Source organism: Duganella sp. BJB1802 (assembly GCF_013369445.1).
GTDB classification, from domain to species: Bacteria; Pseudomonadota; Gammaproteobacteria; order Burkholderiales; family Burkholderiaceae_D; genus Rugamonas; species Rugamonas vulcania_A.
On the sequence record NZ_JABWEF010000008.1, the window covers coordinates 203,499 to 218,561 of the forward strand.

General features: G+C 69.6%; 9 protein-coding genes. 8 read left to right on the forward strand and 1 reads right to left on the reverse strand.

Annotation, left to right across the window (positions count from 1 at the left end):
• The first annotated feature begins 1 nt into the window (after window position 1).
• The 4 genes from HUX88_RS14880 (at window position 2) to HUX88_RS14895 (ending at window position 6,298) form a co-directional block, all read left to right on the forward strand.
• Entirely contained in the window at window positions 2-3,133 is a 3,132-nt protein-coding gene (locus HUX88_RS14880) for an efflux RND transporter permease subunit (protein WP_176362280.1), read from the forward strand.
• On the forward strand, window positions 3,133-4,503 hold the full coding sequence (locus HUX88_RS14885; RefSeq protein WP_217916345.1) for an efflux transporter outer membrane subunit: 1,371 nt from the start codon (window positions 3,133-3,135) through the stop codon (window positions 4,501-4,503). Before HUX88_RS14880 ends, HUX88_RS14885 begins: the two co-directional genes overlap by 1 nt.
• A gap of 88 nt (window positions 4,504-4,591) precedes the next feature.
• On the forward strand, window positions 4,592-5,434 hold the full coding sequence (locus HUX88_RS14890) for a universal stress protein (RefSeq protein ID WP_176362281.1): 843 nt from the start codon (window positions 4,592-4,594) through the stop codon (window positions 5,432-5,434).
• Window positions 5,435-5,443: 9 nt separating this feature from the next.
• Window positions 5,444-6,298 carry a universal stress protein gene (locus tag HUX88_RS14895; protein WP_176362282.1) on the forward strand — a complete coding sequence of 285 codons (855 nt, stop codon included), beginning with the start codon at window positions 5,444-5,446 and terminating at the stop codon, window positions 6,296-6,298.
• A 15-nt stretch (window positions 6,299-6,313) separates the two neighbouring features.
• On the opposite strand, the gene HUX88_RS14900 is transcribed toward HUX88_RS14895, so the two are convergent.
• A complete protein-coding gene (locus tag HUX88_RS14900; RefSeq protein WP_117010998.1) occupies window positions 6,314-8,059 on the reverse strand; it encodes an alpha/beta hydrolase in 1,746 nt (581 codons plus the stop codon).
• A 128-nt stretch (window positions 8,060-8,187) separates the two neighbouring features.
• On the opposite strand from HUX88_RS14900, the gene HUX88_RS14905 reads away from it, so the two are divergent.
• The 4 genes from HUX88_RS14905 to rbbA all read left to right on the forward strand — a co-directional run bounded on the left by HUX88_RS14905 (window position 8,188) and on the right by rbbA (window position 15,063).
• Window positions 8,188-9,591: a bifunctional enoyl-CoA hydratase/phosphate acetyltransferase gene (locus tag HUX88_RS14905; protein ID WP_176362283.1), complete on the forward strand. Its 1,404-nt coding sequence runs from the start codon at window positions 8,188-8,190 to the stop codon at window positions 9,589-9,591.
• A gap of 149 nt (window positions 9,592-9,740) precedes the next feature.
• The gene (locus HUX88_RS14910) at window positions 9,741-11,231 is read left to right on the forward strand and encodes an efflux transporter outer membrane subunit (protein WP_176362284.1); all 1,491 of its coding nucleotides are present in this window, start codon (window positions 9,741-9,743) and stop codon (window positions 11,229-11,231) included.
• Entirely contained in the window at window positions 11,228-12,301 is a 1,074-nt protein-coding gene (locus HUX88_RS14915; RefSeq protein ID WP_176362285.1) for an HlyD family secretion protein, read from the forward strand. Before HUX88_RS14910 ends, HUX88_RS14915 begins: the two co-directional genes overlap by 4 nt.
• Complete coding sequence (gene rbbA, locus HUX88_RS14920) at window positions 12,298-15,063, forward strand: ribosome-associated ATPase/putative transporter RbbA (RefSeq protein ID WP_176362286.1); 2,766 nt, start codon at window positions 12,298-12,300, stop codon at window positions 15,061-15,063. Before HUX88_RS14915 ends, rbbA begins: the two co-directional genes overlap by 4 nt.

Genomic DNA, 15,063 nt, shown 5'->3' on the forward strand with positions numbered 1-15,063 from the left:
CATGCCACAATTTTTCATCGACCGCCCGGTGTTCGGCTGGGTGATCGCCATCTTCATCGTGCTGTTCGGACTGATCGCCATCCCGCAGTTGCCGGTCGAGCGCTATCCGTCCGTGGCGCCGCCCAGCGTCAGCATCTCCGCCAGCTATCCCGGCGCCACGCCGCAGACCATGAACGACGCGGTGGTCAGCCAGATCGAACGCGAACTGTCCAGCGTGAAGAACCTGCTGTACTTCGAATCGTCGGCCGACACCTCCGGTTCGGCGCAGATCACCGCCACCTTCAAGCCCGGCACCAACCCCGAGCTGGCGCAGGTGGACGTGCAGAACCGCCTCAAATCGGTCGAGCCGCGCCTGCCGCAGGCGGTGCGCCAGAACGGCCTGTCCGTCGAATCGGCCGGCTCCGGCTTCCTGATGATCGTCGGCCTGAGCGCCAGCAACGGCAAGTACGACGAGATCGAACTGGCCGACTACATGGCCCGCAACGTGGTCGAGGAACTGCGCCGCATTCCCGGCGTGGGCCGCGTGCAGCTGTTCGGCGCCGAGAAGGCCATGCGCATCTGGGTCGATCCGAACAAGCTGGTGTCGTACAAGCTGACCATGACCGACCTGGCCACGGCGGTGGCGCAGCAGAACGCGCAGATCGCCCCCGGCCGCGTCGGCGACACGCCGGCGCTGGCGGGCCAGCGCGTGTCGATCCCGCTGACCGTGCAGGGCCAGTTGCGGACGCCCGAGGAATTCGCCGCCATCGTCCTGCGCGCCAACCTGGACGGCTCCAAGGTCGTCATGGGCGATGTCGCCCGCGTCGAGCTGGGCGCGCAGAACTACGCCAGCGCCACCCGCGAGAACGGCCGCGCCGCCACCGGCGCCGCCGTGCAGCTGTCGCCGGGCGCCAACGCGGTCAAGACGGCGCAGGCCGTGCGCGAGCGCATGCATGAGCTGAGCAAGACGCTACCGGCCGGGATCAGCTACTCGGTGCCGTTCGACACCGCGCCCTTCGTCAAGATCTCCATCGAAAAAGTGGTGCACACGCTGCTGGAGGCGATGCTGCTGGTGTTCCTGGTCATGTACCTGTTCCTGCAGAAGATACGCTACACGCTGATCCCGGCCATCGTCGCGCCGATCGCGCTGCTTGGCACCTTCGCCATCATGCTGTTGCTGGGTTTCTCGGTCAACGTGCTGACCATGTTCGGCATGGTGCTGGCGATCGGCATCATCGTCGACGACGCCATCGTCGTGGTCGAGAACGTCGAACGGCTGATGGCCACCGAGGGCCTGTCGCCCAAGGCCGCCACGTCGAAGGCGATGCGCGAGATCACCGGCGCCGTGGTCGGCATCACGCTGGTGCTGACGGCGGTGTTCATTCCGATGGCGCTGGCCACAGGCTCGGTGGGCGCCATCTACCGCCAGTTCACGCTGTCGATGGCGGTGTCCATCCTGTTCTCCGCCTTCCTGGCGCTGACGCTGACGCCGGCCCTGTGCGCCACGCTGCTCAAGCCGGTCGATCCGGGCCATCACGAGAAGACCGGCTTCTTCGGCTGGTTCAACCGCCGGTTCGAGCGCATGAACCAGCGCTATGAGAGCGGCGTCGCGCGCGTGATCAAGCGCTCGGGCCGCGTGATGCTGGTGTTCGCCGTACTGGTCGGCCTGCTGGCGTTCGCCTTCCGCGTGCTGCCGGCCTCCTTCCTGCCGGAGGAAGACCAGGGCTACTTCATCACCTCGATCCAGCTGCCGTCCGACGCCAGCACCGAACGCACGCTCGACATCGTCAAGCAGTTCGAGGATCACCTGGTCACGCGCAACGGCATCGCCAACAACCAGTCCATCCTGGGCTGGAGCTTCACCGGCAGCGGCCCGAACGCCGCCATCGCCTTCACCATGCTCAAGGACTGGGACAAGCGCGACGGCGCCACCGTGCAGGAGGAAGTGGCGCTGGCCCAGGCCGCGATGTCGCAGACCACCGAGGGCATGGTGATGAGCGTGATGCCGCCCGCCATCGACGATCTGGGCAACTCGTCGGGCTTCTCGCTGCGCCTGCAGGACCGCGCCAACCAGGGCGACGCCGCGCTCAAGGCCGCGCAGGGCAAGCTGCTGGAGCTGGCCGCCAAAAGCCCGCTGATCGTCGGCGCCTATCCCGAGGGCCTGCCCGACGGCACCAGCATCCAGCTCGATATCGACCGCCAGAAGGCCGAGGCGCTGGGCGTGGCCTTCACCAGCATCAGCGAGACGCTGTCGGCCGCGATGGGCTCGCAGTACGTGAACGATTTTCCCAACCGCGGCCGCATGCAGCAGGTGATCATCCAGGCCGACGCCGGCGCCCGCATGCAGCTGGACGACGTGCTGCGCCTGCACGTGCGCAACGCGGCCGGCGGCATGGTGCGCCTGAGCGAGGTGGTCACGCCGGTGTGGCGCGACATGCCGCTGCAGATGGTGCGCTACCAGGGCTATCCGGCCGCGCGCATCAGCGGCAGCGCCGCGCCCGGCACGTCCAGCGGCGAGGCCATGGCGGAGATGGAACGGCTGGCGCGCCAGCTGCCGCCCGGCTTCGCGGTCGAGTGGAGCGGCATCTCGCTGCAGGAGAAGCAATCGTCGGCGCAGGCGCCGATGCTGATGGCGCTGTCGATGCTGGTGGTGTTCCTGGTGCTGGCGGCGCTGTATGAGAGCTGGGCGATTCCGCTGTCGGTGATGCTGGTGGTGCCGCTGGGCCTGATCGGCTGCGTGGCCGCCGTGATGATACGCGGCATGCCGAACGACGTGTTCTTCAAGGTCGGCATGATCACCGTGATCGGCCTGTCGGCCAAGAACGCGATCCTGATCATCGAGTTCGCCAAGCAGATGCATCAGGATGGCAAGGGCCTGGTCGAGTCGGCCATCGCGGCGGCGCGCCTGCGGTTGCGGCCGATTCTGATGACCTCGCTGGCCTTCGCGCTGGGCGTGCTGCCGCTGATGCTGGCAGGCGGCGCCAGCTCCGAGACCCAGCACGCCATCGGCACCGGCGTGTTCGGCGGCATGGTCAGCGCCACCTTGCTGGCGATCTTCTTCGTGCCGGTGTTTTATGTCTTTGTGTTGGGTCTGGTTGAACGGTTCGGCGCCAAGCGCCAGCCGGCGGCGGACCTCGTTGTGGAGCAAGCATGATGAGCAATATCCGTATCCCCGCCGTTTTGGCCACGGTCCTGCTGCTGGGCGCCTGTTCGCTGACGCCGGTGCTGGAGCAACCGCCGGCGCCGCTGCCGGCCAGCTATGGCGAGGCCGCCTCGTCCACCAACGCCGCCGATCTGGGCTGGCAGACCATGTTCGGCGATCCGCGCCTGCGCGCGCTGATCGACCTGGCGCTGAAGAACAACCGCGACCTGCGGCTGGCGCTGCTGAACGTGCAGTCGGTGCGCGCGCAGTTCGACATCCAGGACAGCAACCGCCTGCCCACGCTGACGGCCAACGCCGGACTGGTGAAGCAACGCAGCGCCGGCGTGGTGGACAGCCAGAAGTCCGCCGGCCTGGGCATCAGCGCCTTCGAGCTCGACGTGTTCGGCCGCATGGCCGCGCTGTCCGAATCGGCCTTCGCGCGTTACATGGCCAGCGACGAAAACCGTCGCGCCGTGCAGATCTCGCTGGTGGGCGCGGTGGCCGACGCCTACTTCGCCCAGCGCCTGGCGGAAGAACAGCTGCAGCTGACCGAGCGCACGCTGGCCGACTGGCAGCGCTCGCTGGAACTGGCGAAGCAGCTGAAATCCGCCCGCCAGCGCAGCGGCCTGGACGTCGCCGAAGCGGAGGGCCAGGTCGCCACCGCCCAGGCCGACCGCGAAGCGCGCCTGCGCGCCGTGGCGCTGGCCGGCAACGCGCTGGACCTGCTGACCGGCGTACGCGCACCGGACGCCCTGCCGCCCGGCATGGCGCTGGACAAGCAGCCGGTGCTGGTGCAGCTGCCGGCCGGCCTGCCCTCCGACCTGCTGACCCGCCGTCCCGACATCCGCCAGGCCGAGCAGGCGCTGGTGGCCGCCAACGCCGACATCGGCGCGGCCCGTGCCGCGTTCTTCCCGCAGATCTCGCTGACGGCCAGCCTCGGCTACGCCAGCCCCTCGCTGTCCGGCATGTTCGACAGCGGCAACCGCGTCTGGTCGTTCGCGCCGCAGATCACGCAGCCGCTGTTCAACCACGGCAGGCTGCGCTCCGAACTGCGGCTGGCCGAGGTGCGCAAGTCCGCCGCCGTGGTCGAATATGAAAAAGCCGTGCAGACCGCCTTCCGCGAGGTCGCCGACGGCCTGGCGGGCCGGGCCACCTACGGCCGCCAGATCGAAGCCCAGTCGCGGGTGGTCGGCAGCGCCGAGCGCCGCCTCGAACTATCCCGCCTGCGCTACGACGCCGGCCAGGACGGCCGCCTGGAGCTGCTGGACGCCCAACGCCTGCTGTACGCCGCCCAGCAAACCCAGCTGGAACTGCGGCGCAACGAGTTCGGCAACGCCGTGGCGCTGTACAAGGCGCTGGGCGGCGGCCTGCGCACCGAGTAGCGCCCGTTTGTGGGGCATTTGATCCAGATCATATATTTTACGTAAGGCGTTTGTTAGCCTGAGTTTTTCAATTGACCTGGAGAACGCCATGTCCTACAAAACCATACTCGTCCACGTTGACAGCTCGGAGCACGCCCCGGAGCGTATCGACGTGGCGGCGCGCCTGGCCCGCGATCAGGACGCACACCTGATCGGCGCGGCCACCACCGGTATCTCGGGCGAGTTCTACCGCAACAGCGCCATGATGTATGGCGGCGTGGTGCCGCAGGACCAGCTCGACGACCTGGTTCGGAACGCCGAAAGCTCGCTGGAACGTTTCGAAGACCAGGCCCGCAAGGCCGACGTGCGCTACGAGCGCCGCATCAGCGACGACGAAGCCCAGAACGGCCTGGTGTTCCAGGCGCGCTACGCCGACCTGGTCGTGCTCAGCCAGTGCGAACCGGGCGAGGAAGGCCTGCTGATGGGCCCCGGCCTGGCGGCCTATCAGGCGTTGAACGGCGGCCGTCCGGTGCTGGTGGTGCCGTATGCCGGCACCTACCCGCACATCGACCGCCACGCACTGGTCGCCTGGGACGGCAGCCGCGCCGCCACCCGCGCCGTGACCGACGCCCTGCCGCTGCTGCGCCGCAGCGCCCGCGTGACGCTGGTGGTGTTCGATCCAAGCCGTCAATACGGCGTGCACGGCGCCGAGCCGGGCGCCGACATCGCGCTGTTCCTGGCGCGCCACGGCGTCAAGGTCGAAGTCCTGCAGCAGCCCAAGCCGGAAGGCATGAACGTCGGCGAGGCCCTGCTGTCGCTGGCGGCCGACCTCGGCAACGACCTGCTGGTGATGGGCGCCTACGGCCATCAACGCTGGCGCGAAACGGTGCTGGGCGGTGTCACGCGCACCATCCTGGCATCGATGACGTTGCCGGTGCTGATGTCGCACTAAGGAACGGCGATGAGCTACAAGACCATCGTCGTGCACTGCGACCAGTCGCAGCACGCCGCGGCCCGTTACGCGCTGGCCGCCAGGGTCGCCCTGGCCGCCGGCGCGCATTTGACGGGCGTCGCGCTCACCGGCATTTCGCGTTATGCGGAATGGAACGACAGCCTGGGCGCGTGGCCGCTGCCGCCGCACGTGCTCGACCATCTGCGCCGTCAGGCCGGCGCCGCGCTCGCGACGTTCGAGCGCGACGTGGCGGCGGCCGGCGTGGACCAGTGGTCCAGCAGCCTGTACGAGGACGACGCGGAAAGCGGCCTGCTGCAGCACGCGCGCTACGCCGACCTGCTGGTGCTGGGCCAGACCGATCCCGACGACATCCAGTTCGGCATCAGCCGTCCGCTGCCGCCGGAACTGCTGCTGCAAGGCGGCCGGCCGCTGCTGCTGGCGCCGAACGCCGGCAACCCGGCCGGCAACCCGCCGGGGCCGGGCGCCTTCCGCCATCCGCTGCTGGCGTGGGATGGCGGCAACCAGGCGGCGCGCGCGTTCACCGACGCGCTGCCCTTGCTGAAGCTGGCCGAACGCATCACGCTGCTGGTGCTGAACGCCGACCAGGACAAGGCCCGCCACGGCGGCGAGCCGGGCGCCGACATGGCGCTGTTCCTGGCTCGCCACGGCCTGCGGGTGGATGTGATGCGCGAGTTCACGACGCTGAAGGCCGGCGCCGCCCTGCTGGGCGCGGCGGCCGAACGCGGTTGCGACTTGCTGGTGATGGGCGGCTACGGCCACCGCCGCCTGCATGAAACGCTGCTGGGCGGCGCCACCCGCAGCGTGCTGCGCGGGATGACGCTGCCGGTGCTGATCTCGCACTGAGACCAGCCCCTCCATTTAGTGCTGCAACACGAACCGTCCTGGCGCCGGACCCAACACCCGGCCCAGGCCCATGGCCGGCGGCGCCACGCGATGCCGGTCGCCATGGCGCACCAGCCATTGCTGCCAGTGCGGCCACCATGAACCCTCCTTGCGGTCCGCGCTGTCCAGCCATTCCTGCGGGCTGTTGTAGCCGGCGCCGGCCACGTTGTCGGGATGGCAGCGGTAACTGCGGTTGGCATGGCCGGGCTCGGAGACGATGCCCGCGTTGTGTCCGCCGGACGCCAGCACGAAGTCGATCACCGCACCACTCAGCAAATGGATCTTGTACACCGAGCGCCACGGCGAAACGTGGTCGCGCTCGGTGCCGACCACGAACATCGGCGTGCGGATGTCGGACAGCGCGATCGGCTTGCCCTGCGCCAGGTAGCGCCCCTCGGCCAGGTCGTTGCGCAGGAACAGCCCGTGCAGGTACTCGCTGTGCATGCGGAACGGCAGGCGGGTGCTATCGGCGTTCCACGTCATCAGGTCGTTGGGCGCGGTGCGCTCGCCCATCAGGTACTCGCGCATCATGCGCGACCACACCAGGTCGCGTGCATGCAGCAACTGGAACGAGGCGGCCATCTGGTCGCCGTCCAGGTAGCCCTGGTCCCACATCAGCGCGTCGAGGAAGGCCAGCTCGCTGTCGTCGATGAACAGGCCCAGTTCGCCCGGCTCGCTGAAGTCGGTCTGCGCCGCCAGCAAGGTCACCGAGGCCAGCTTGGCATGCTTGCCGTGCTCGCCCGAATCGATGGCGGCCGAGGCGATCGCCAGCAGCGTGCCGCCCAGGCAGTAACCGACCGCATGCACCGGCACGCCGCCGCCCAGCCGGTCGGCCTGCTCCAGCGCGGCGAACACGCCCAGCCGCAGATAGTCGTCCATGCCCATGTCGCGGTCGTGCTGGTCGGGATTGCGCCAGGACAGCATCAACACGGTATGCCCTTGCTGCACCAGGTAGCGCACCAGCGAGTTGTGCGGCGACAGGTCGAGGATGTAGTACTTCATGATCCACGACGGCACGATCAGCACCGGCTCGCGGTAGACGTGCTCGGTCTGCGGCGAATACTGGATCAGCTCGATCAGCTCGTTGCTGAAGATGACCTCGCCCGGCGTCACCGCCACGTCCTGGCCCGGCACGTAGCTCGGCCCGGTCGGCTCCGGCACCGCCATGTCCGGCGGCGCCAGGCGGCGGCACAGGTCGCGCCGCCAGTTGAGCGCGCCGTCCATCAGGCTGCGCCCGCCGCTGGCGGCGGCCGCCCGCAGCACTTCGGGATTGGTCCACGGGAAGTTCGACGGCGAGTACATGTCCAGCAGCTGGCGAGCGGTGAAAGCCACCACCTCGGCATGATGCGGCGCCACGCCGCGCACGCCGCTGGTGGCCTGGTCCCAGAACTGCTCCGCCTGCTTGAAATTCTGCGCATACTGTGCGTAGGGCCATTGCCGCCAGGCGTCGCTGTCGAAACGGCTGTCGCCGCCGACGGCCGGCTTGCCGCCCGGGGCCAGTCCGCCCAGATAGCTGGCGGCAAGCTCGGTGCACTTGCCCGGCGCGACCGCCAGGTGTTGCAGCCAGTCCTGGAACGCCAGCGACATCGCGATCGGCGACACGCCGCCCGTCAGGCGCGCCATCTGGCTTTGCAGGTACAGGTCCAGCGCGTTGCTTTGCTCCTCGGCGGCCGGCGGCTTCGGTGCCGTGGTCGGAACTACTTTCAGCTGTGCGGTTTTCACTTGTCCTCCTGGATGTAAGATGCATAGATTATGGTTGGGGCGTGTCCCCGAAGTATTTGATCTGGATCAAATACTTCCGGGAGGGCGCTCTCTAGACTGCCCTGCATTGTTAACCAACTCCCACAATCATGAACGCTTCCGACGACATCATCGAGAATATCACCTACGACGAATTGCATGTCGGCCAGACCGCGCGCCTGTGCCGCACGCTGACCAAGGAGGACATCGCCGCCTTCGCGGCCGTCTCCGGCGACGTGAACCCCGCCCACGTCGATCCCGAATACGCCGGCCACACGCTGTTCCACGGCGTGATCGCGCACGGCATGTGGGGCGCGGCGCTGATCTCTCGCCTGCTGGGCACGGTGCTGCCCGGCCCCGGCACGATCTACCTCGGGCAGACGCTGCAATTCCTCAAGCCGGTGCGTATCGGCGACGAGCTGCGCATCACCGCCACGGTGACGTCGATGGAGCCCGCCAAGAAACATGTGTTGCTCGACTGCGAGATCAAGAACCAGACCGGCGCCGTGGTGCTGAACGGCGTCGCCACGGTGATCGCGCCGAGCGAGAAGGTGCGCCGGCCGCGCGTCCACATGCCGTCCATCAGTCTGTCCCAGGTGCACGCCAATTATGCCAGCCTGATGGAAGCGGCGGCGCCGCTGACGCCGGTGCGCTGCGGCGTGGTCCATCCCTGCGACGAGGCATCGCTGCGCGGAGCCCTCGACGCCGCCGCCCACAAGTTGATCGTGCCGGTGCTGATCGCCCCGGAGGCGCGGCTGCGGGCCCTGGCCGAAAGCGCCGGCCTGTCGCTGGAAGGCGTGGAGCTGGTGGACGTGCCGCACAGCCACGCGGCGGCCGCGCGCGCCGCCGCCATGGCCGCCGCCGGCGAGGTCGAAATGCTGATGAAGGGCAGCCTGCACACCGACGAGATGATTTCCGCCGTGCTGGCCGCGCCGGGCCTGCGCACGGCGCGCCGCCTGTCGCACGTGTTCCGCATCGAGGTGCCGCTGTACGACAAGGTGCTGCTGATCTCGGACGGCGCGCTCAACATCCAGCCCACGCTGGACGACAAGGTCGACATCGTGCAGAACGCCATCGAGCTGGCGCACGCGCTGGGCACGCCCCTGCCCAAGGTCGCCATCTTGTCGGCGGTCGAGACCGTCACGCCGAAGATCCCGTCCACGCTGGACGCGGCCGCCCTGTGCAAGATGGCAGAGCGCGGCCAGATCAGCGGCGCGCTGCTGGACGGCCCGCTGGCCTTCGACAACGCCATCTCGCCGATGGCCGCGCGCGTGAAAGGCATCGTCTCCGAGGTGGCCGGCCACGCCGACATCCTGATCGCGCCCGACCTGGAGGCCGGCAACCTGCTGGCCAAGCAGCTCGAATACCTGGCCGGCGCCGCCGTGTGCGGCGTGGTGCTGGGCGCGGCCGTGCCGATCGCCCTGACCAGCCGCGCCGACGACGCCGCCGCCCGCACCGCCTCGGCCGCGCTGGCGCTGATGCTGGCCCACCGCTACCGCCAGCAGCACCCGTAAGTTCCCCGTAAGTTCCCCTCGGACGGACGGCGCCCGCCGTCCGTTTATTGATTTTTGATCTACATCAATTACACGCGCTTGACTGCCGCCGTACACTGCCCTCGCTGCTTGATTTTCGGCATCACCCACCAATCACCAGGAGTTTGACTATGTTCCAGCCTGCGCCGTTCGCCAGGCCACGCACCGCCGTGAGCGCGGCCGCGCTGTCCGCCGTGCTGTCCGCCGCGATGCTGCTGCCAGGCTGCGGCTCGATGGCGCCGCAGTACACCCGGCCGCCGCTGCCGGTCGCCGACCGCTACGACGCGCCCGCCGCCACCGGCGCCGCCGCCCTGCCCGAATGGCGCGGCTACTTCGCGCCGCCGGCGCTGCAGGCCATGATCGTCGAGGCGCTGGCGCAGAACCGCGACCTGCGCATCGCCGTCCTGCGCGTCGAGCAGGCCCGCGCCGCCTACGGCATCGAGCGCGCCAACCGCTTCCCTATCGTGGCCGCGCAAGCGAGCGGACAGCGCCAGCAGGTGCCGGCCGACCTGAGCCTGACGCGCCACGAGATGATCACCAGCCAGTACCAGGCCGGACTGGGCGTGAGCGCCTGGGAGATCGACCTGTGGGGCCGCCTGGCCAGCCTGCGCGGGGCCGCGCTGGAAGACTACCTGGCCAGCGACGCCGCGCGCCGCGCCATCACCATGTCGCTGATCACCCACGTGGCCGAGGGCTACTTCGACGTGCGCGAGATCGACCAGCGCATCGCGCTGGCCCGCCGCACGCTGGCCACCCGCCAGGAAAGCTACCGCATCTTCTCGCGCCGGGTCGCGGTCGGCGCCACCTCGCGCCTGAACCTGACCCAGGTCGAAACCCTGCTGCTGCAAGCGCAGGCGCTCGCCAGCCAGCTGGAGCAGGAGCGCGACCGCAAGCGCCACGCGCTGCAACTGCTGGTCGGCGGCCCCAACGCGCTGGCGCCGCTGGACGCCGAAGCCGCCAACGCGGCCGGCAACCTGGCCGACCCGCTGCCCGCGCTCGCCCCCGGCCTGCCGTCCGCATTGCTGGAGCGCCGCGCCGACATCGTCGCCGCCGAGCACCAGCTGCGCGCGGCCAACGCCAACATCGGCGCCGCCCGCGCCACCTTCTTCCCGCAGGTCAGCCTGACCGCCGCGCTGGGCACCGCCAGCGCCGAGCTGGACGGCCTGTTCGCCGGCGGCAGCCGCTCGTGGACCTTCGCCCCCAGCATCACGCTGCCGCTGTTCGACGGCGACCGCCGCCGCCAGAACCTGACGCTGGCCGAAGCGCGCCGCGACAGCGCCATCGCCAACTACGAGAAGACCATCCAGGGCGCCTTCCGCGACGTGGCCGACGCGCTGTCCGCCCAAACCTGGCTGAGCGCGCAGGTGGGCATCGCCGAACGCACCCTGCAAGTACAACGCGAACGCGCCCGCCTGTCCCAGCTGCGCTACGACAGCGGCGCCGCGCCCTTCCTCGACGTGCTCGACGCCCAGCGCGACCTGCTCAGCGCCGAACAGCAGCTGATCCAGCTGCGCCGCGCCCTGCTGGGCGCCGGCATCGCCCTGTACAGCGCGCTCGGCGGCGACCCCGTGCTGGCCGCGCCGCCGCTCGCTTCCATTGACCTTCCCCTGACCCGCATATGACCCCAGACCTGACACGCAAACTCGCCGCGGCCGCCGTCGGCGCCGCCCTGCTGGCCGGCGCCGGCTACGCCTGGTACCGCATGCACCCGACCGGCCCCGGCCCCGAATTCACCAGCGGCAACGGCCGCATCGAAGCGACCGAGATCGACGTCGCCGCCAAGCTGCCCGGCCGCCTGCAGGACATCGCCGTCAACGAAGGCGACTTCGTCGCCGCCGGCCAGGTGCTGGCCCACATGCAGGCCACCTCGCTGCAAGCGCAGCGCGACGAAGCCGCCGCCCGCCAGGCGCAGGCGCAAACCGCCGTCGCCAGCGCCGACGCCATGGTCGCCATGCGCCAGAGTGACTACCAGGCCGCGCAGGCGCTGGTGGTGCAGCGCGAAAGCGAACTCGATGCCGCCCAGCGCCGCCTCAAGCGCTCCGAAACGCTGGTGCTCGAAGGCGCCTCGTCCGAACAGGAGCTGGACGACGACCGCGCCCGCGTGCGCGCCACCAGCGCCGTGATCCGCGCCGCCCGCGCGCAAGTGGAAGCGGCCAGCAGCGCCGTCGAAGCCGCGCGCACCCAGGTGGCGGGCGCCCGCGCCTCGGTCACCGCCGCCAAGGCCACGGTCGACCGCATCGACGTCGACCTGGTCGACAGCGCCCTGACCGCCCCGCGCGCCGGGCGCGTGCAATACCGCATCGCGCAGGCCGGCGAAGTGCTGGGCAGCGGCGGCAAGGTGCTCAACCTGGTCGACCTGGCCGACGTCTACATGACCTTCTTCGTGTCCGAGCAGGCCGCCGGCAAGCTGGCGCTGGGGGCGCCGGTGCGCGTGATCCTCGACGCCGCGCCGCAGTACGTGCTGCCGGCGCGCGTGTCCTTCGTCGCCAGCACCGCGCAGTTCACGCCCAAAACGGTGGAGACCACCAGCGAGCGCCAGAAGCTGATGTTCCGCGTCAAGGCGCAGATCGATCCGGCGCTGCTGCAAAAGCACATGAAACTGGTCAAGACCGGCCTGCCCGGCGTGGCCTGGGTGCAGCTTGACGCCAGCACGCCATGGCCGGCCAACCTGGAAATCAAGGTGCCGCAATGAGCGACGCAAGCGCAGCCGGCGTGGCCGCGCTGCGTGGCGTCACACTGCAATACGGCGACACCCGCGCCCTGCAATCGATCGACCTGGATCTGCCGGCCGGCCGCATGGTCGGCATGATCGGCCCGGACGGCGTCGGCAAATCCAGCCTGCTGTCGCTGGTGGCCGGCGCCCGCGCCGTGCAGCAAGGCAGCGTGACGGTGCTCGGCGGCGACATGCGCAGCAAGCGCCATCGCGACGACGTCTGCCCGCGCATCGCCTACATGCCGCAGGGCCTGGGCCGCAACCTGTATCCGACGCTGTCGGTGGAGGAGAACCTGCAATTCTTCGGCCGCCTGTTCGGCCACGACGCGGCCAGCCGCCGGCGCCGCATCGACGAGCTGACCGCCAGCACCGGCCTGGCGCCCTTCCTGCAACGGCCGGCCGGCAAACTGTCCGGCGGCATGAAGCAGAAGCTCGGCTTGTGCTGCGCGCTGATCCACGATCCCGACCTGCTGATCCTCGACGAACCGACCACCGGCGTCGATCCACTGTCGCGCGCGCAGTTCTGGGACCTGATCGCCCACATCCGCCGCCAGCGTCCCGGCATGAGCGTGGTCGTGGCGACCGCCTACATGGAGGAAGCCGACCGCTTCGACTGGCTGGTGGCGATGGACAGCGGCAAGGTGCTGGCCACCGGCACGCCGCAGGAACTGCGCACGCGCACCGGCACCACCACGCTGGAGCAAGCCTTCATCGCGCTGCTGCCGGCCGAGAAGCGCGGCGACCATCAAGCGGTGACGGTGCCGCCGTTCCAGCCGTCCGAAGGCAACGACAGCATCGCCATCGAGGCCCAGGGCCTGACGATGCGGTTCGGCGATTTCGTCGCGGTCGACCATGTGGACTTCCGCATCCGCCGCGGCGAGATCTTCGGCTTCCTCGGCTCCAACGGCTGCGGCAAGTCGACCACCATGAAGATGCTGACCGGCCTGCTGCCGGCCACCGAGGGCAGCGCCCTGCTGTTCGGCCGCGAGGTCGACGCCGGCGACATGGCCACCCGCCGCCGCGTGGGCTACATGTCGCAGGCCTTCTCGCTGTACGGCGAGCTGACGGTGGCGCAGAACCTGGTGCTGCACGCCCGCATGTTCAGCGTGCCGGAGGCCGAGATCGAAGCCCGCGTGGCCGACATGGCGCGCCGCTTCGGCCTGGACGCCTCGCTCGACGCGCTGCCCGAGCAGCTGCCGCTGGGCGTGCGCCAGCGCCTGTCGCTGGCGGTGGCCATGGTCCACAAGCCTGAGCTGCTGATCCTCGACGAGCCGACGTCCGGCGTCGATCCGGTGGCGCGCGACATGTTCTGGCGCCTGATGATCGACCTGGCCCGCAACGACCAGGTCACCATCTTCATCTCCACCCACTTCATGAACGAGGCCGAGCGCTGCGACCGCATCTCGCTGATGCACGCCGGCCGCGTGCTGGTGAGCGCCGCCCCGGCCGCGCTGCCGGCCATGCGCGGCGTCGACACGCTGGAGCAGGCCTTCATCTCCTACCTGGAGGAAGCGGCCGGCGAAGCCGCTCCGGCCGCATCCGATGCCCCGGCCGCCCCGAGCGCCGCCGATGCAACGCCATCGCCCCAATCCGCCGCCATACCGCGCGCCCGCTGGCGCCGCGCCCTGCAACGCGGCTTCAGCTACACGCTGCGCGAAACGCTGGAACTGCGCCGCGACCCGGTGCGCGCCACGCTCGCGCTGCTGGGCACGGCCATCCTGATGTTCATCATCGGCTACGGCATCAACATGGACGTGGAAAACCTGTCCTACGCCGTGCTGGACCGCGACCAGAGCGGCTTGAGCCAGAACTACGCGCTCAACCTGTCCGGCTCGCGCTACTTCATCGAACGCGCCCCGATTGCCGACTACAACGACCTGGACCGCCGCATGCGCAGCGGCGAACTGGCGCTGGCGATCGAGATCCCGCCCGGCTTCGGCCGCGACCTGCAACGCGGCGCGCCGGTGACGGTCGGCGCCTGGGTCGACGGCGCCATGCCGATGCGCGCCGAAACCACGCGCGGCTACGTCCAGGCCATGCACATGGGCTGGCTGGCCGACATGGCCCAGCACCGCCTGGGCATGAAGCTGGCCGGTTCCGGCACGCTGGAGACGCGCTACCGCTACAACCCCGACGTCAAGAGCCTGCCGGCCATGATCCCGGCCGTGATCCCGATGCTGCTGATGATGATCCCGGCCATGCTCAGCGCCCTGTCGGTGGTGCGCGAGAAGGAGCTCGGCTCCATCCTCAACCTGTACGTGACGCCGGTGACGCGGCTCGAATTCTTGCTCGGCAAGCAGATCCCCTACATCGCGCTGGGCATGCTGAACTTCGCGCTGCTGACCATCCTGGCCGCCACCGTGTTCGGCGTGCCGGTCAAGGGCAGTCTGTTCACGCTGACGCTGGCCGCGCTGATCTACGTGATCTGCTCCACCGGCCTGGGCCTGCTGGTGTCGACCTTCACGCGCAGCCAGATCGCCGCGCTGTTCGTGACCATGATCGGCACCATCATCCCCTGCGTGCAGTTCGCCGGCCTGCTCAATCCGGTGTCCGGCCTGACCGGCGCGGGTGCGCTGATCGGCCGCATCTACCCCGCCACCCATTTCCTCACCATCAGCCGGGGCGTGTTCAACAAGGCGCTCGGTCTGGGTGAGCTGGGCGGCTCGCTGTGGCCGCTGCTGGCGGCCGTGCCGGTGATCCTGGCGCTGTCGGCGCTGCTGCTGGACAAACAGGAGCAATGA